16 protein-coding genes are annotated in these 18,723 nt (G+C 38.3%); 10 read left to right on the top strand and 6 right to left on the bottom strand.

Annotation, left to right across the window (positions count from 1 at the left end):
* The first annotated feature begins 98 nt into the window (after positions 1-98).
* Positions 99-1,565 (top strand): methyl-accepting chemotaxis protein, encoded by a 1,467-nt coding sequence (locus tag MTN97_RS01365; RefSeq protein ID WP_248473461.1) that lies wholly within the window; start codon positions 99-101, stop codon positions 1,563-1,565.
* A complete protein-coding gene (locus tag MTN97_RS01360; RefSeq protein ID WP_248473459.1) occupies positions 1,549-2,073 on the top strand; it encodes a DUF6436 domain-containing protein in 525 nt (174 codons plus the stop codon). The genes MTN97_RS01365 and MTN97_RS01360 overlap by 17 nt, the downstream gene beginning before the upstream one ends.
* 106 nt (positions 2,074-2,179) lie before the next feature.
* Here the strand turns inward: MTN97_RS01360 and MTN97_RS01355 are convergent, their stop codons facing one another.
* Complete coding sequence (locus MTN97_RS01355) at positions 2,180-2,737, bottom strand: TMEM165/GDT1 family protein (protein WP_069440178.1); 558 nt, start codon at positions 2,735-2,737, stop codon at positions 2,180-2,182.
* 364 nt (positions 2,738-3,101) lie between these two features.
* Here MTN97_RS01355 and MTN97_RS01350 point away from each other — a divergent pair, with 364 nt between their 5' ends.
* Positions 3,102-3,413, top strand: a complete 312-nt coding sequence (locus MTN97_RS01350; RefSeq protein WP_013463090.1) for a hypothetical protein — start codon at positions 3,102-3,104, stop codon at positions 3,411-3,413.
* A 270-nt stretch (positions 3,414-3,683) separates the two neighbouring features.
* On the opposite strand, the gene MTN97_RS17985 is transcribed toward MTN97_RS01350, so the two are convergent.
* Complete coding sequence (locus MTN97_RS17985; RefSeq protein WP_248473457.1) at positions 3,684-4,628, bottom strand: methyl-accepting chemotaxis protein; 945 nt, start codon at positions 4,626-4,628, stop codon at positions 3,684-3,686.
* A gap of 492 nt (positions 4,629-5,120) precedes the next feature.
* Between MTN97_RS17985 and MTN97_RS01340 the strand changes: the two genes are divergently transcribed.
* The 7 genes from MTN97_RS01340 to MTN97_RS01310 all read left to right on the top strand — a co-directional run bounded on the left by MTN97_RS01340 (position 5,121) and on the right by MTN97_RS01310 (position 12,764).
* On the top strand, positions 5,121-5,882 hold the full coding sequence (locus MTN97_RS01340) for a metalloregulator ArsR/SmtB family transcription factor (protein ID WP_036983845.1): 762 nt from the start codon (positions 5,121-5,123) through the stop codon (positions 5,880-5,882).
* 11 nt (positions 5,883-5,893) lie between these two features.
* Entirely contained in the window at positions 5,894-6,913 is a 1,020-nt protein-coding gene (gene arsB, locus MTN97_RS01335) for an ACR3 family arsenite efflux transporter (RefSeq protein WP_069440176.1), read from the top strand.
* A gap of 16 nt (positions 6,914-6,929) precedes the next feature.
* Positions 6,930-7,433 carry a dual specificity protein phosphatase family protein gene (locus tag MTN97_RS01330; RefSeq protein WP_248473455.1) on the top strand — a complete coding sequence of 168 codons (504 nt, stop codon included), beginning with the start codon at positions 6,930-6,932 and terminating at the stop codon, positions 7,431-7,433.
* Between the two features lie 2 nt (positions 7,434-7,435).
* Positions 7,436-8,446, top strand: a complete 1,011-nt coding sequence (locus tag MTN97_RS01325; RefSeq protein ID WP_248473454.1) for an ArsJ-associated glyceraldehyde-3-phosphate dehydrogenase — start codon at positions 7,436-7,438, stop codon at positions 8,444-8,446.
* Positions 8,447-8,455: 9 nt separating this feature from the next.
* Positions 8,456-9,670, top strand: coding sequence for an organoarsenical effux MFS transporter ArsJ (gene arsJ, locus MTN97_RS01320; protein WP_248473452.1), 1,215 nt, complete (start codon positions 8,456-8,458; stop codon positions 9,668-9,670).
* 498 nt (positions 9,671-10,168) lie between these two features.
* Entirely contained in the window at positions 10,169-11,188 is a 1,020-nt protein-coding gene (locus tag MTN97_RS01315; RefSeq protein ID WP_248473450.1) for a DUF2971 domain-containing protein, read from the top strand.
* Between the two features lie 121 nt (positions 11,189-11,309).
* Entirely contained in the window at positions 11,310-12,764 is a 1,455-nt protein-coding gene (locus MTN97_RS01310; RefSeq protein WP_248473448.1) for a hypothetical protein, read from the top strand.
* Between the two features lie 857 nt (positions 12,765-13,621).
* Here the strand turns inward: MTN97_RS01310 and MTN97_RS01305 are convergent.
* The 4 genes from MTN97_RS01305 to MTN97_RS01290 all read right to left on the bottom strand — a co-directional run bounded on the left by MTN97_RS01305 (position 13,622) and on the right by MTN97_RS01290 (position 18,531).
* Positions 13,622-14,953, bottom strand: coding sequence for a TniQ family protein (locus tag MTN97_RS01305; RefSeq protein ID WP_248473447.1), 1,332 nt, complete (start codon positions 14,951-14,953; stop codon positions 13,622-13,624).
* A complete protein-coding gene (locus MTN97_RS01300; RefSeq protein WP_312842956.1) occupies positions 14,953-15,690 on the bottom strand; it encodes a TniB family NTP-binding protein in 738 nt (245 codons plus the stop codon). Before MTN97_RS01300 ends, MTN97_RS01305 begins: the two co-directional genes overlap by 1 nt.
* Before the next feature lie 205 nt (positions 15,691-15,895).
* Positions 15,896-17,923 (bottom strand): DDE-type integrase/transposase/recombinase, encoded by a 2,028-nt coding sequence (locus tag MTN97_RS01295; RefSeq protein ID WP_055011436.1) that lies wholly within the window; start codon positions 17,921-17,923, stop codon positions 15,896-15,898.
* A complete protein-coding gene (locus MTN97_RS01290; protein ID WP_055011435.1) occupies positions 17,920-18,531 on the bottom strand; it encodes a TnsA endonuclease N-terminal domain-containing protein in 612 nt (203 codons plus the stop codon). The genes MTN97_RS01295 and MTN97_RS01290 overlap by 4 nt, the downstream gene beginning before the upstream one ends.
* Between the last annotated feature and the right edge of the window lie 192 nt (positions 18,532-18,723).

Here is an 18,723-nt window from a genome sequence, read left to right as displayed (position 1 = left end):
TACTTTTGTTTGATTTAAAATAATAAACAGCGAGCTGTTTTGAGTTCAGGTAACGGCTGAACGTGTTTAATTTAGAACACAATTAATTTAAGGTTTTTATGTCTAGTGTAAGTCGGTTATTTACAATTATTTTTAGTCTTTTGTTTATTGAGTCTATAGGTATTGGTCTTTATTTTGGCACCCTAACAGAAGCATTTCTTGTCGGCTTACCGTTATGTTTGCTCCCCATTTGGCTTTTAAAAACCCAACCTGATAGCAAAATGACCCCGCATGTTGTTGCGGCTGCAATTATGATGTTTTCATTTTTACATATTCAACAAGCCTATGGCCTTATTGAAGTGCATTTCGAAATATTCATTTTCTTAGCCATGCTAATAATGTTCATACAGTGGCGAGTGTTTATTACCGCTATTGTGTTTGTAGCTATACACCATTTATCTTTTTACTACCTGCAAACACAAAATACTGGTTTTTACGTATTTGATCCAGACCGACTCGCTTTTTCAACTGTGCTTATTCACGCAGCGTATGCCATTGTGGAAGCGCTTGTGGCCGGTTTTATTGCTAAAACACTGCAGCTTGAACGCCGTGCGGGTTTATCGTTAAGCTATGCCACAGAGCAAATAATGCAAGATCCAAATCAAGTTAAGCTTTCTATGCGAGCAGATGACACAACAAGCAAAGCGGTAGTTGGTTTTAATACTTTACTTGAGTACTTATCAGATGTGATTAAGCAAGTTCAAGTACAGTCTGACTCTTTAAAAAATAACTCTAAAGAACTTATTCATGTTCATGATGAGTTAGCCAATAGCGCGCAGCAACGAAACGCGCAAACAGATGTTATTGCTAATTCAGGCTCACAAGTTGCGCATGGTTTTAAGTTAGTTGAACAAGAAAGCGATACTTTAAAACAACAAGTTAATAGTATTACTGAATCAGCCAATGTTGCGCTGGAAGAAGTATCACAAACCGACAGAAAAAGCACCGAGCTACTCACCTTGTTAACAAATACTGAAGAGCAGTTAAGCCATTTAGTGGCCGCTGGCGATGTTATTACTAGCTTACTCAATGAGATTTCAGGCATAGCCGACCAAACTAATTTATTAGCCCTTAATGCTGCAATAGAGGCCGCACGAGCGGGGGAGCATGGCAGAGGGTTTGCTGTTGTTGCCGATGAAGTACGCTCGCTTGCAAATAGCAGCCAAGCAACAACAACCAAAATAGCGTCTACGCTTACTGATCTGGTAAATAATAGTCGCACGTCAACTCAATCTATGAATCAATGTGTAGAATTTGTGGTTGATTTAACAAAAATAAGCGCAACGATGAAAGAAAAAATTTCGTCAATGAGTGATCAAATTCAAGCGGTATCTGCCAGTACTAACTCAGTCGCTCAAGTGGTTGCCGAGCAGGCTGGAAATACAGAGCAAATAGCAATGAGTACAGATCAAATGCGCCAAAATCAGTATCAAGAGACTAAAATAGTTGAGCAGTTAACGGCTAAAGTACAGCTGATAGACGTAAGTATTGATGTATTAGAGCAAAGTATTGCAAAATTTAAGTAAGTCTCGTTATTTCACCATTAGCTTAATTTGTATATGGCTTGCTTTTGTTGTGTCGGCACTTGTTTACTTTCAGCTAGGGCAGCTAAAGCCCTTTGATGAGGGTAATATGCTTAAACAACAAAACTGGTTTTCGCAATTTAAAAACCAAGTACTGTGGCAAAACAAAGACAGTGCTCAACTTGTGATTATTACGCAAGAAAATTGCGGCTGTACAATTCAAGCACAGCCTCATTTATCAGCCCTGCAACGCTTTGCTACAAGCCAAGGCGTTGAAGTGCAAAATTTTGTATTAAATAATGAGTTAAAGTCAGTGATCCCTGCCACACCTGCCGCCGTTTTAATTGATAAAAATGGTGAGTTTGTTTATGCAGGGCCTTTATCTGAAGGGCTGGCATGCTCTCAAGGTAGTGGCTTTGTGGAAACCGTTATTAGTAATTTACAGGCCGGATTTAACTCATCATTATTAATAGCGGATACAAAAGGCTGCTATTGTGTAAATAACGCCTAAATCATATACCCTTATATAAAAAGCGCTTACAACTAACTTGTATAAAAGTAGGTAAGCGCTTTTTATTGTTTAAAGATTAAAGAGTGATTTAAACGTTATTTAATCATTATATAGCCACTAAACCATAAATACCCAACAGTACAAAAACACTGGCTGCTATCGCTCTTACGGTATTTAATGGAATTCTTTTTAGTAACGCCTTACCGGCATAAATAACAGGGACATTGGCAATTAACATGCCTACTGTAGTACCCACCGTAACCCAAAGTACTGATTGATATTGTGCACCGAGCAACACGGTTGCAATTTGTGTTTTGTCCCCAATTTCAGCAATAAAAAATAAGATTAAGGCCACTAAAAATGCACCATAGCGGTCGTATTTATGGCTCACTTCTTCATCTTTATCTGGAATAAGTAGCCACAGCCCTACCACAATAAAGCTTATATTGACTATCCAAGGTAAGTATTCGACGGCAAAGTTCCCGCTTAGCCAATCACCAAACCATGCAGATAAACCATGATTAATAATAGTAGCAGCGAGAATGCCTAAAATAAGTGCAATTTTATTATGAAAGCGAGCAGCTAATAGTAAAGATAAAAGCTGGGTTTTATCGCCTATTTCAGCAAGGGCAACAGTGACGGTAGAGGTTAAAAAAATATCCATTAATATAATCTTCAGGCGGGAATACTAAACCAAGGCAAACAGCTATCTCCCGCCATGAGGATAGTGTCTACCTAGGTCTCGCCGATAACGCTTGCTACAACATTACAAACTTACCATGCATATGAGATGCAATTATGTTGATAAGTTTACTCATTACTGAGCGGGCTACTCCCCTAAGAGGGAAGCGATTATTCCACAAAGTTTAAAGCAGGTAAATATATTCGGGTAACTTTTAAATTTAAAAGGTGGCTTTGTGGCGTTAGTGCACAAATAAACTTGCTTTTGGCTATCAAGTTAGCTGTAATAATAAACAGAAGGAAGTTGAACAATTTGAAATTATATGAACGTGTAAAGGAATTTAAATATGCAATCAACAGTCGTTAAATCAACAATGGCAACCATTCAAAATGGAGTTATGAAAGCGGACGGAAAGTTTTGGATTACGCAAACCGACTTAAATTTTGAACCTTTTAATGAAAAATTAGGGTTAGAACCATATACAATTGCCCGTGATACAATTTTAAAAGTGGTTGAATGTAAAGGCAAAGGCGCAGGCCTTGTTCCAATAACAGCTGATGCGATAGAGGTTTTCACGCAAGATGGCAGCTCGTATCAGTTTATACTCTCAAACCCCAGTGATTGGATAAATATATTGTCAAATCAAACTAGTGCTTAAAGTAACAAGCATGCCATCATTTAATCATTGTAAATGATTGAGTGATGGCAAATGATGTTTTCATTTAGGTATCAGCTGCAATATGCGGCAAAATGAAAGTACCTAAACTTTAAAGACATTAACTTGCCCTTGTAGCATTGCCGCAAGCTGTGCGAGTTCCTGCGATGCCTGTGCATTTTGCTGTGAGTTTTCGCTAACCGACGTGATACTCGCACTAAACTCATTAATGCTAGCGGTTGCCTTTTGAGTATTGTGAGCAAGTTGCCTTACTTAATCGGCTACAACGGCAAAACCACGACCAGAATCGCCAGCTCTTGCTGCTTCAATAGCTGCATTTAAAGCTAACAAGTTAGTTTGCTCAGCAACGCTTTGAATCATCATAACAACTTGGTTTATATCATTGGTTTGTGTATTTAGATCTGTAATGAGCAGCGTATTAGTATTAACCAAAGTTGAAAGCGTATTTATTGACTCGATATTATCAGCAACAGCTTGTTGCTCTTGCTGCGTTGCTGAACTGGCAACCTGAATACTAACAGAGTTCATTTCTTCAGCTGCAGAGGCAAGTGTCAGTGTTGCGCCTGCCATATCTTTTACTAAACCTTGGATCCGAAGTAGCATATCATTAAAGTTAGATGCGGTATCTGCAATCTCATCCTTACCTTGAACCTCAGCACTAGCTGTTAAATCAGCATTGGTCGCAATGTGCGTTATGGTATCGCGTAATGACATTAATGGGTTTTGTATCGAAGAATAAATAAAGTAAGCAACAATCAGTAACAGTAAAATCAATATCGCGATTATCACACTCATTATCAATTTTATAAATTGATAATTCTCATCAGCTTTAACTTTAAAATCACTTGCTTCTTTAAGTTGTAAATCAATTAAAGCTTGGTAGCTGGCACTCAGCGGATCAAATAATTGGTAAAGCTCATAAACAAATTGCTTTTGTGGGATTAATAAAAACTCACCACTATTAATACTTACAATTAAATTTTTCAAGTGCGTAAGCACAGGCTGTAGTTTACTTTCAACATTATCTACTAAGCGCTTTTCTTCAGCTGTTAGCTGTGTGCTCAGGTAGGCTTTCCATTCATTATCAGCCGTATTTCTAGCATCATTAATATTCGCTAAAAGCGCTGATTTGGTAATAGACTCAGCACGATACTTGTGAAGTAAGTCAACAATATTTACAGCGTAATCATCAGACACATGTTTAATTTACTTTAAGTGGTACGACACGATCGTCGTATAAACTATCAATCCCTGCTACTAACCTTCCCATTGTTTGCAAGAAGCCAAGCAAGTTATGTTTTGATTGAAGTTCCGCTTAGCGCTGTGAGTTAAACCATTCTATGCAACACACAGCTTAAATCGCTGCGCAGGTGTTTCGTATTCTAGTATTTTTAGCGAACTCTCATTGCCAAGGTGATTATGGATCGCATGGCTTCGCTACTTATCTGACCTACGTCAAAAGGTAGGTTGGTTAAGCCGAAGGCGCCACCCAACAGAGTTTCTAAGCATCAATTTAATAATGAAAAACTTACTCAAAGAAGGCGTTCATTAAACTTTAATGAAAAAATGATTGAGCACAGACTGACAGTATCGTTCAAACAATATTCCTATTAATTTCTTTTTTAATGATTACTATCGCACTTACTGTATAATTAATTTATTATATAACTAATTTGTTATGGAGTGGTTATGAAAGTTCTATTTTTATGCACTGAAAACTCGGCTAGATCTATCATGGCCGAGGCGTTGTTAAAACATCATGGTAAAGGTGAGTACGAGGTTTACAGTGCTGGTACTGAGCCAAATAATGTGGACAGCCGAACGCTGTCAGCTATTGAACACTTTGGGTTGCGTACCGATGGTTTACGCTCAAAACACCTTGATGAAGTTAGCAATATCCATTTTGATTTTGTTATTACCCTGTGTGATAAAGCGGCAAAAGAGTGCGATAGCCGAGTTAATGGCACTAATTGCCTTGCATGGGATTTTCCTGAGCCTCGCTCCCGCAAAGAAGCCAATCCGTTTGAAAAAACACTACAAGAGCTAAATGAACGGCTCAAAATGTTTTTGCTAACAAAAGAAAAGCAAAAACTAGCGCCAATCACACCAACTACTTTTTACAAAGCGCTAGCTGATGATATTCGTTTGAAAAGTCTATTAATTATTGCTGTTGAGGGTGAAGCTTGTGTTTGTGAGCTAATGACTGCTCTGAGTGAAGAGAGCCAACCTAAAGTTTCTCGTCACTTAGCACAACTCAGAAAAACGGGCATTTTATCCGATAGAAAACACCAGCAATGGGTTTTTTATTCGATAAATCCAACACTACCAGAGTGGATGAAGCAAACTATTACATCAACGGTAGTGAATGATCCCATTTTCATTGAACAAGAGCTAGCCAGATTAAATGCGATGGGTGATCGTCCCACGCGTGTAGCAAGCTGCTGTAACTAGGGAGTATTATTATGGGAATTTTTGAACGCTATTTATCTGTTTGGGTCGCTATATCAATTGCTGCAGGTGTCTCATTGGGGGTTATTTACCCGCCGTTGTTTGAAGCAATCGCAGAGCTCGAAGTGGCGCATGTTAATATCGTCGTTGCCATCTTCATTTGGGTAATGATCTACCCAATGATGGTACAAATAGATTTCTCAACAATTAAAGAGGTGGGTAAAAATCCACAAGGACTGGTGTTAACTTTAGTGATTAACTGGCTTATCAAACCATTTTCTATGGCTGCATTGGGTTGGCTTTTCTTCGAAGGATTGTTTGCCGATTTTGTTTCGCCAGAAACCGCGCAAGAATACATCGCAGGAATGATTTTACTTGGCGTAGCGCCATGTACAGCAATGGTATTTGTCTGGTCCCAACTTACTAAAGGTGACGCAAACTACACCTTGGTTCAGGTATCGGTTAACGACATTATCATGATTTTTGCTTTCGCCCCACTTGCAGGATTACTGCTGGGGGTATCGGATATTCATGTGCCGTGGGGAACTTTGTTTACCTCTGTTGTGTTGTACGTATTACTGCCTTTAATTGCAGGGATATTGACCAGAAAGCACCTAAATGCCTCAGGTCGTGATGAAACAACTATCACAACCTTGTTAGAAAAGTTAAAACCATTTTCTGTCATTGGTTTACTAGCCACAGTTATGCTGTTGTTCGGCTTTCAAGCTAACACTATTTTAGAGCAACCACTCAATATTTTGCTAATCGCGATTCCGCTGGTTATTCAAACTTATGGCATTTTCATCATTGCCTATTTTATTGCGCTAAAAATCAAGCTTAAACATAACATTGCAGCTCCATCGTGCTTAATTGGTACATCAAATTTCTTTGAGTTAGCTGTAGCTGTAGCTATTTCTCTTTTTGGCCTCCATTCCGGTGCAGCACTGGCTACAGTCGTTGGTGTACTTGTAGAGGTGCCTGTGATGCTATCTCTTGTTGCCATAGTTAACAGAACAAAACATTGGTTTAACTAATAATTAGAGGATCTTTATGCAAACTCACCCATTTGACAAACTGACACTTGATAACGGCGCTAGCTTTATTTTCACGCCATGCCCAGGAACGAAAGACGTAGACTTAACGACATCAGTAAAGCAATTGAAAGGTGCAGGAGCGCAAGCGATTGTCACTTTAATGTATGATATAGAAATAAAGAAAAACGAGGCCGAAACACTTCCTCAAGTTTGTAACGAACAAGGCATAAAATGGTTTCAGTTACCTATTTTAGATGATGATGCGCCTAATGATGACTTTGCAACGGCGTTCAGATCTCACCTAGATGATGTGTTAGTTATTTTGCGTAATCAGGGCACGATAGCTGTGCACTGTAAAGGCGGTTCAGGTCGCACGGGCTTAGTGATTGGCATACTGATGTATGAGCTAGGTTACAACAAGACAAGTATTATTAATCAAGTACAGAAAGTACGCCCTAAGGCGCTTTCTAACCCTGTGCAACTTTCATTTTTTAATGAATATCAAAAAGTAGGAGTTTAACCATGACAATTAAAATTGGTATTAACGGTTTTGGCCGCATGGGCCGATTAACGCTTAGAGCAGCCTTTGGTTGGCAAAATATTGAGTTTGTGCAAATCAACGATCCTGCTGGCAACGCAGAAACACTGGCACACCTATTAAAATACGATTCAGTGCATGGCACTTGGTCACATGATGTATCTAACGATGACAACAATGTGATAATCAACGGTCAAGCTATTCGGGTCACTCAAAATAAAGTAATTAATGATACGGATTGGTCTGAATGTGATGTCGTCATTGAAGCATCAGGTAAAATGAAAAAAATCGATCTGCTGCAAGCCTACTTAGATCAGGGTGTTAAGAAAGTAGTGGTCACTGCACCAGTGAAAGAAGAAGGCGTACTCAATGTGGTGATGGGGGTTAACGACCACCTTTATAATGCTGAAAAACATGCCATTGTAACAGCTGCGTCTTGCACCACAAATTGCTTAGCACCAGTGATAAAAGTATTACAGGATAAAATCGGTATCAAACATGGTTCAATGACAACCATCCACGATATAACTAATACTCAAACGATTTTAGATGCACCGCATAAAGATTTACGTAGAGCGCGTGCCTGTGGCATGAGCCTTATTCCAACCACTACAGGCTCAGCAACGGCTATTACCCATATTTTCCCTGAACTAAAAGGCAAGCTAAATGGTCATGCCGTTCGCGTACCACTGGCAAATGCATCAATAACTGATTGTGTATTTGAAGTGGAACGTCCAACAACTGAAGCTGAAATTAACGCTTGGCTGAAAGAAGCGGCTGAAGGCGAGTTAAAAGGTATTTTGGGCTATGAAGAAAAGCCGCTAGTGTCAATTGATTATAAAACTGATCCGCGTTCAAGCATTATCGATGCGCTATCAACAATGGTCGTCAACACCACTCAGGTTAAACTGTATACATGGTATGACAACGAGTGGGGATACGCCAATAGAACAGCTGAGCTTACTCGTAAAGTGGGTCTATCAATAAAAGGGTAAAGTGACACTATGAAGCGCTTGGCATCATTATCAGACGATATTAAACAATACCTCGTGGTCACAGGCAATTATTGGGCATTTACCTTAACGGATGGCGCACTACGTATGTTAGTAGTGCTTCATTTCCATGCGTTAGGTCATAGCCCGCTTAGTATTGCTATGCTGTTTTTGTTTTATGAAATCTTTGGCGTTGTAACCAACTTGATTGGCGGCTTCTTAGGTGCTCGTTTAGGGCTAAATAAAACCATGAACATTGGTTTGGCTATTCAAATTGTTGCCTTGCTCATGCTAGCTGTTCCCTCTGAATGGTTAACAGTTGTATATGTGATGATTGCCCAAGCGCTTTCTGGTATTGCCAAAGACTTAAATAAAATGAGTGCTAAAAGTGCTATCAAGTCGTTGGTTACCGATGGGCAAGAAGGCACGCTTTTCAAATGGGTGGCAATATTAACAGGCTCTAAAAATGCTTTAAAAGGTGTGGGCTTTTTCTTAGGTGGTTTACTGTTAACCTTATTATCGTTTAAAGGTGCAATGCTGCTGATGACGGGTGGTTTAGCACTTGTATGGTGTTACAGCCTTTACGCTTTAAAAAGTGATTTAGGAAAAGCGAAGAGCAAACCTAAGTTCACCGATATATTCTCAAAAAGTTGTTCAATTAACCTCTTGTCGGCTGCACGACTATTCTTATTTGGTGCCCGTGATGTCTGGTTTGTGGTTGCACTGCCCGTATTTTTGTCGCAAGCCTTTAATTGGGATCATTGGACGGTAGGCGGCTTCTTGGCACTATGGGTGATTGGTTACGGTTTCGTACAATCTATCGCACCTAAGGTAATGAATCTCAAAGAAGGGTTTTCGCCTGCTATAGAAACAACCAAATGGGCGAGTTTACTGGCACTGGTTACATTAGGTATAGCCTTATCCCTGTATTTTAATTGGCAAGTAAAAACAGTGCTCATTGCTGGTTTAATGTTGTTTGGTGTACTGTTCGCTATTAATTCATCGCTGCACAGTTATTTGATTGTTAGCATGGCCGATGCCGACGGTGTTTCTCTCGATGTTGGCTTTTACTATATGGCTAATGCGATGGGGCGTTTGATTGGTACAGTATTGTCAGGCTGGATTTTCCAGCTATACGGATTAGCGGCTTGTTTAGCGGTATCGTTTGTATTTATTGCACTGGCTGGGCTTTTCTCAACAAAGTTACCAACAACAGCAACTAAATAAGCATATAGCTGATTTAATAACTATCCTATGGCACTCATCCGTCAGGGATAGTTAACCACTCCATGATGGTAATAAGCTTTTAGCTTAATGGTTGCATTGTGACACAAAACTACTCCTTTTCTAAAATAAGTGAACGTATAAATTAGCTCAAAGGCACCTATAAAGTATTTACCCTAAAGCGTTTTAGGCAGAAACGAGTTATATCTGAATGACTGTTTTTGGCACCCAGGCGTACTTCGGCAAAGAGCGATGTGCAGACGTTGAGGTTGACTAAATATCGTAGTTACTTGATTGGTCAAACTGCTGTTTGCACACATATTCATGAAAATGAGCGACGCGCACATATAGGTTCATTTAACTTTAAAGCTTGAGAAGACATAGTGATAGTAATATCTTAGGTTATTTGTTAAAACTATATAATGTAGAAAATGAGTGTTTAATCGGCAGAAATATGCGCGATGAGCGCACTATTAAATTATTATATGGCAAGGAAGGCTTTTGAGAGTATTTAAATATCGCGGTGGTGAATTTGAAAGGGATTTAGAAACACTCTTCGAAAATTACTTTTGGGCACCTACCAGAAAAAATTTAAATGATCCATGTGAAGGGTTATTCGATGATGAAAGTGTGAATACTCAATTAGATCTTGTTTTTAAAATCTTTGTGGGAAAAGCTAATAGTTCGACTAATGAACTTGGTAATGTAAAAGCCGCATTAAAGGACGTATTCAGTTTTGTCGATAAGTCAGGCATATATTCGTTAAGCCGAACATCATTAGATGAGTTGCTATGGGCTCATTATGGTTGTAATCACACAGGTTTCTGTGTTGAATATGATTTAGATAAATTAATTGAATATGAAAAGAATGATTACGTTTACTTAGACGTTAAATATAAAAACTCTCCGCAAGTAATAAGTGTTTCCGATATAGACACAAGTAGTCAAAAAAAAATCTTGAATAAAATGTTCGGGATCAAATCTAAAGCTTGGAGTTACGAAAAAGAAATAAGAGTTATAACATCCAGCTCTGGTAAACATAGTTATGATTATCGCGCCGTAAAAGCTATCTATTTTGGATTAAGAATGTCAGATAGTGATAAAAATAAACTAATGGATAAGCTTAAAGGCCGTGGTATCAAATATCACCAGATCATCTTAAATCCTAAGAGCTATAAATTTTCATTTATCGCCATTGAAGATCCCTATAAGAAAGCCAATAAATATAAATATTCAATTGCGCCTATTGCTGAGTATGCTATTACACCTGAATATGTAATTGAGAAATATAAACCGTATGTTGAATATTTATCTAAAGCTGCTGAAATCGTTCGTAGAGAGCCAGACTGTAACGAAGTCGAAATGGTTGAGTTTAGCACTTCAAAAGGCGACATTAGTAATCCTGTAATATTTGTTCAATACATGCGTAAAGAGAATAGGTACGTTAATCACTACTTATCGATTCAAGAAATTGACAGTCAATACAAAGAAATTACAGATATCGGTGAAATTGCCATATAACAAGGGTTTTCAAGTCGGACTAGTAACTGCTTGCTCGGTTCTACTTTGTTTCACATTTTAGCAAGCTATTACTAGTCGCCTAATACGGCGTTATATTTTTAATTGAGTTCAGAGGTACTTGATGGCAAAAGCTAAGTTGTCTCGAGATCAGAAAAGAAAGAAGAAGCTTGAAAAGAGACGTAAAAAAACTAATGTGGCAGTTAAGTTGCCATCAGGAGTGAGGAGTATTTCTAGGCGTCAATTTGATGCTTTCTGTTTTTCATGTCATCCTATGGCGAGAAGTACAGCAGATGAAAAACAGTGGTTTATTGCATACGATAAAAAAATTCTAGCAACTGTTTTTAGAGATGCAATCGATAATGATTATGGCTTTGTTGTTATGGGGCGTGATACTAGAAAAATATTTAGGACGCTAGAAGTCAGCAAAAAATTTAAACCTAGTGAACTAGATGCTCGAAATGAATTAATCAAATCTATTAAAAAATATAAAAATGATGATAACTCTTTTTACCCTCAAGGGGATGAAATTAAATTAACCAATGAACTTTTTGAGCCTTTAGTTGAGCGAGAAAAGTTGAATCCCATCTATATAGCATTAGCTGAAGAACCTAGGATGGAAGCAGCTCGAAATTTGATAAAGGAAATAGTGTATACTTTTGATGACCCTGATGGTCATTATATAAAAGAATTTCAAACACATGGCTTTGACGCTCGCCTTTGGGAGTTGTATCTATATATCTATTTCCACGATAAATTCACTCAAATTAAAGGGAATGCTGCACCTGACTTCCACATTACTAATGAGGTGCATGAGTATTTAGTTGAAGCTGTGACAGTGAATCCGAGTGAAAATCAAGCGCGTCCAGATGAAGAGGCGCCGGAAGATCCCGAAAAGTTACGAGAGCTTCTCAACGGCTATATGCCAATTAAGTTTGGTAGTCCTTTATATTCTAAGCTCAAGAAGAAATATTGGGAAAAAACTCATGTTCAAGACAAGCCATTAGTATTCGCAATACATGACTTTCATAGTACAGGCTCTATGACTTGGTCTAGAACTGCCTTAATGGAATACTTATACGGTTTTAGGGCATCGATTGTAGATGGAAAGCCAAAAATTACCCGCATAGAGACTCATGAATGGAAAGGTAAATCAATTCCTTCTGGCTTTTTCAATCAGCCTGACTCTGAGCATGTTAGTGCTATCTTATTTAGCAATGCAGCAACTATTACAAAGTTTAATCGTATGGGTAAGCTCGCTGGTATGGGGGGAGAAGATATTAAAATCTTGAGGGCTGGAACTCGGTTTAATCCTGAACCAGAGGCTTTTGCTGGCATACCTTTCCATGAAGATGTAGATTCGCCTGAGTATACGGAATCATGGTCAGAGAGTTTGGTAATGTACCATAATCCAAATGCCTTGCATCCTGTTGACCCTAATGACTTTCCAGACATTTCACATATATTTTCGTGCGATGAGAATGGGGAGCAAGGTTTTTATCAGCCATACGATGTGTTGAATTCGACTTCATTCGTTATTACTACAAAGGAACCGATTCCTGAGTTAGCAAAAATATAACAAACGCTTTAACCAAAGGACGTAAAATAGCAGGCTTGCACTCCTTCGTCGCTAATTTTAGCCTGCTATTTTACACCGGTTAAGCGAGGCGTTACCACTGTCTGCAATTGGCACAAACCGGAAATAGCCCACGCACTAATTCTATATTTATACATTAAGGTTTCTTCAGGCTTAATGTAATTCATTTTAATCATCCGACTATTTACTTAATCCTACCTAAGTTCAAGGTGAGATTTTAGTTAATAAATCTCAATTTAAGTGGCACTGATCAAGATTTGATCGGCGCCATATAACTTGAGAATCTCAGCCATGTAATAAGATTTCAAAACAATAACTTAGCTTGTGTTCTTTATCGGTACTGCGCCTCTTAAATTGAGAATTATTTATAGCTAAAAACTGCCCCAACACAAATTCTCATCCAGCCAAAAAGTTCTCATTCTGCCTTGCAGATTCTCATTCTGCCACTGAAGAACTCTGACTTGATTTTAATGAGCACATAATTAAGTAGATTCTGTATTCGGTAAATTAGTGGCGAACACTATACGCTAATATTTACTTAGTAAAAGTGTAGTAAATCGATTAGAAAATGGATTTTTAGGATAAAGAGAAATGAAGCCATTTAAGTGAAAGTTAAAATGCAGATATGCGAAGCTTCATTTGTAATGTTGAGTTAATTCAAATTTGGTTTGATTTAGGTTTAGTTATGGATGAAATTACTAAACTTTTATTAAAAAAGGGAAAGTTAAACTTATTGATATTCAGTCGATTAGTTTTAGTGAACTGCTGTTATTGTTATTAATAAAGCATAGACCGAGAACATGTCTCGGCCTAAAAATTAAAGTTGAAATTACAAAGTACTAAATGTCGAGTGATAGCTGTTTGTTTTGCGTTTTCGCCAACTTCAAAGTATCACAATTAAGTATACGTTTTGAATTATTGCCATGAATGTAAACGGGCCTGAGCTTACCGGTATTAATCAACCTCATTAGTTCTACCTTTGGTATACCGGTGACTTCAGCTACGTTTGCAACGGACATCGTTTTATCTCTTATAAGTTGAGTATGTAATTTACAAAAGGTATCGAATGCTTCAGGCAAAACGTGTATGGAATGCATTAAGTCTAATGAAGGTTTGTATGCTATTGATAATTCTTTATTTTTAGCAGCTATCAGTACATCAGTTATACAGATATTATGAAGAGCCATAAAGCGACGTAGCTCAGAAAGGGGGACGTAATCTTTATTGTGGCTGAACTCGGCTAAAAAGGTATAAACACCTGATATTTCAACGCGAGTATCTGTTCTTAAGGCCTTTTTTGAATCAGTTCTTATCAATCCAACTTCGACTAAAAGAGCGATTTGTTTAAACGTTACCCCAATTATAGAGGAGGCTGTTTGAGCTTCAAACCAAAGCTGAGTTATGGGAGCTTTTGAACGAATATACTCGCTATTATACATTTCATATAGTGTGGATAATGACCCCCATTCACATAGCAAATTCTGAACAATAATTTCAATTTTGTGAAACTCAATGTTCAACGGTAGATCTGTTGGTACACGTTTAGCCCTTTCACTTAAGAATACTCTAGCACTATCTGGGTTATTAAGAATATCAGCCGCTCTATTTAATAATGTGGAGGTAATCTCCTTTGGTGGGAAACTCGTTCGTGTATTACTATCGTCAACTATCACTTTAGCTATGAGGTATGCATCGTGGACTTGTTCAGGTGATTTTAATTGATTATTCAATGGTATATGCGTTAAGCGTAAGCCGCACAAAGGTGATGTGCAGCGGCCATTTAGAAGATTAATGGTAAATTGCAGCGGTGAATTGCAATGAGGGCATTCGGATAACAGGGCACACTCATGAATAATACAGTGTCGTAAAAATGGATTTTGCCACTGGGCCCTAAAATACCCATATTGGTTAACACAATCTGGACAAACTTGTGGCGTTAGCAATCTCGCATGTGTCCAGCACTTTATCTTTAATGATGATAAAGTGCGAGTTATAGGAATAAGGTGATCAAGGAGTTCGTTCTTTGTTGATCTACCTTTGATGATACTGGTTAGCATAGCCTTATTAAGTACGCGAGATTCTGATTGTATGCCATTTCTTTTAAGTAAACGAAGTACATAACCAATACCTGACTCCGCTTCATAGTAAGAGGGTTTTATTGGGAAACGCATTAGCATAACCCCGAATAGAACTGACTTCTAAGGTTTTTATCTTGCTCATTTAGATATGCATCTAATTGTTTTTTTGTTAAAAGTTCATAATCAAATGGATTGACAGCCCCAATTGCATATTTCTCAAAGTTTTCAAATAAGGCTTCTATAAGCTGATCATAGTTTTTTGCATTTCGTGTGTTATTACGTAAAAATAAATCGCGCATTGTACTCATGGTGTGCTCACTGTACGCAAGGTAAATACGATCAAGTAGCTCACTGTGCTCATCCTTTGTTAAATTTGGCAACCCAACTTGTTGAATGAACCAATTACAACAGGCAATCCAGTTTTTCGTTTTAGGAAGGATTGGCTTAATTTCAATGGGGCGCATTTGTCGACGAGACATCTGCTCGTCATCGTCAAATTTACCGGCGGTTCTACCAAATGTAATAAGGCGCTTAGCACTGCTTGTACCGGCGAAAATAATCGAACAACGGATCTTGTTGCTATCGATCAGATAGCAAAAATATTTAATAATTCGTTGAAACTCTATCCCATCATAACTTGAGGCAATATTCTGAATTTCATCAAGAATGATTAGCTCCACTTCTAGGTCTTTGAGAAGTGAGATAAGTTGGGCATCCAATTCAGCTGCAGTAGTGCGAGAGTTTTGTGTTGTTCCCTCTAGCTCTGAAATTAAAAATCGAGTTATCTCTGCAGTACTTTTTTTAAACTCCTTAAAAGCGACATAAAAGATTGGTTTTGTCGTTTTTCTGGCTTAGTAACAGGTAAAAACTGAGCGTGATACTGCTTTAATATATACGTCTTGCCAGCACCCGAGGCACCATAAATAAGTTGAGCTCGTTTATCCTCTGAAGGTACGTGATACATATTGTGGATTTCCGCTATCCTCTGCCATATCTTCATTTGTATGTCACATGCGAAAATTGTACTGGGCATAGTTACCATTGTTTTTCATTTCCTTCATCATCATTATAACGGGTAGAGGCCATTTCTCTGGTTTTGCTCACTATCGTATCTGCGTAGGTATCTTGTTCACCTGAGTGCGATATCTGTGATTTAAGTTCATTCACTTTATGAGATTTTTTTATTCGCTCTACAATGGATAAGTTCTCTTTCGTATTTTTATTGAAAGACGCTACCTTCGGGCCCCTGTGCTGTTTGCGTTTGGGCTTTTGCTTTACGAATTCAGTTATTTCACCGACATAGTGACCAGTAGGAGTATGGGAGAAAGTTTCTGTATATATTCCGAGTTGGGTCAGAGTTTGATTGCCATTTAGTTCAGCAAAGCTGACTGGTAGTTTAGTATCATGATGGTCAATATTATCAGCCACTATTTCCACAGGATTGTTCTCGCCAGGCAGTGTTGCTTGAACTGTTACTTTTCTGGCATCTAGGTCGTCATGAAACACATAAACAGAGGGGTTTTCACCCAGCTCCATGTCTGTTTTAGTAGCCGCGTATAGTTGTTTTAGCTCATCACTGTAATAATCTTGACCTAAACATCTGATAGTTCCACGTTGCTGTAATTTATGTGAGGCCTGGGCTCTGGACACGTGGAAGCAATGTTGTAGCTGATCATATGTGAATGAAGGCATAGGCGTATCAATAATGGACTGATTCCATTTTTTGATAGGCGTATGGCCAGCCTGTTTATGGTGTTTGTGCATGTATTCTGTCAAAAATATATTCAGTAGCTTTGTAAAATCAGATACCTTTATATCCGCACGTTTAGCTAATGGAATTGTGTCGAGTGAGTTCGGGTTAGTACGTTTTCCTGAATAACTTTGAAATCCAATACTCGTCTCACCACTTTGCGTTTCAATCTTCATACCCGAAAAAAAGTGATCTCTTAACACATTAAAAAATGACTCAATGAATGGCTTCTTAGCAGGTTGATTTGATGGTGTATAATGAATATTTAACTCTAGTCGCTCCGCAGCCTTTTTTATCAAACGATTATTAAACCCTGGGCCATTATCCATAATCAATGTAGTCGGTTTACGTCCATTCATTGTAAGATTACTATCTGCCATAAATATTTGACGTAAAAGATTAAGCCCACCGGCAGAGTTTTCAGGTTCAAAGCTAAGCACCACAGAGATAGGTGCGCGTGTGTATACGTCTATTGCTACATACAAAGAAATAGGCGGTGTCGGAAGACCTGTTTTGTCGTCAATTAAACACATATTTAGCACAACACGGTCGCATTCAACGCGCTGCATTGCGTAATAGGTTTTTATTCGTTTACGTAGCGTTGTTAGTCGCTTATTGATTTCCGCTTGTGAAAGGCCTTTAAAATTAGCAAGTTTTTCGGCATCAGTAAGCTCTTGTAACCGGCGGTAAAAGGTGCGTTGTGATGCGATTTGAATCTCATTATTTTTCAAGCTAGCTTCTTGCGCTTCTCGTTTATAGTTACTGTAATATGCGCCTTTGAAAGCAGAGTTATTACACGAATAGACGGTAGCGATGTAGTGCTGTATGAAAGCCTCAGTGGCCGCATTTAGCCGTATAGGCCTATTACGCTTCACTCCCGCAAGCGCCTCATCATTAAAATCTGATTGAACCCATACGCGCCAATGGCGACATACCGTTTTCCATTGCGGGTGTTTTGTGGCAATAGTTGCAGGATGTTGACTCTCGACTCGTTTGATGAGCTCATCATATGTCTTCTTGGTTGTAGCAGGGTATCCTTCACTAACCAGTTCTTTCAAGATAGATTGATAAATCAATCGTGATGTAACCGTTAACTTTTGATATTCTGTTAGTTCAATATGTGGATGCTGTGCGCTTCTTAATATAAAGCCTTGATCATCAATTGATTTCTCAAAGTCGTCTCGAGGTAATAGGCGCTTCTTAGTCTCTATACCATCACCGGAAAGGAGTATTGATGTACTGTCAACAAACGCAATAGATTCAACGTTACCGTACTTATTAGTCAAGTCAGTGCCCGTAGCATATCCGATCATTTGAGTTGACCTCGCATCAATGTAGTAGAGGCGTTTAACGGCTTCTCCATATCGAATTTATATACATTTGATGCAATTAGTCCATAAGCCTCTGACACTGGGTTTTTAGCTATACCCTCCAAGCATTCGATGAGTTCACCAAAGGTTAAATCTCCATCAGGCAGCATTGTTAATGGGAATGAATGCTCCGAGTAATACATTGTTATCAGATTAAGGTTCGCCATAAAGATAGTATTGAGCTTATCGACGATGATTAACCGTAAACCTATTTGTGCTTTTTTTCGGGTGTACTCATTAAAAAGATGAATTTTCGAGTGATACTCTTTATCAACCTGAGACTCATGATGAACTTCAATATATTCAGCGAAGCCAGAATGATATAGGACTAAGAAGTCGGGTGTATAGCGGTAAACTTTTTTGTCTATAGTCACTTCTATTTGCTCAGGCTGGGTGGCAAACAGCTTCACATTAGGGTCACATTCCAGTTTAAAAGCCAGGATCAGCTCCTGAAATGACTCGGGATTAAGTGCGCACTGATTTTTATGGGAGTAAAATCGTATAACAAATCGACCTCTGTGAACGTTAGCGTTCGTCTTTGTAACGGTCATAATTTTACCTCCCAAAAAATAAATGTCTTTACACTATAGATAATGGGTGATAAATTAAAAGGTTTATCTTTAGAATAGTTGTTCTTGGTAAGCATTTTTACATTATTCCTTTCGTCATAATTAGGCTTATCAATCCTTGGAGCCACTGAAAATTTTGTTTTATTTTCAAGGGCTAATCTCACTTTAAAATTC

The organism is Pseudoalteromonas sp. 2CM36K (assembly GCF_023161865.1).
GTDB lineage: Bacteria > Pseudomonadota > Gammaproteobacteria > Enterobacterales > Alteromonadaceae > Pseudoalteromonas > Pseudoalteromonas tetraodonis.
Note: the sequence above shows the minus strand (reverse complement) of the source record. Positions and strands in the feature narration are given on the sequence as shown.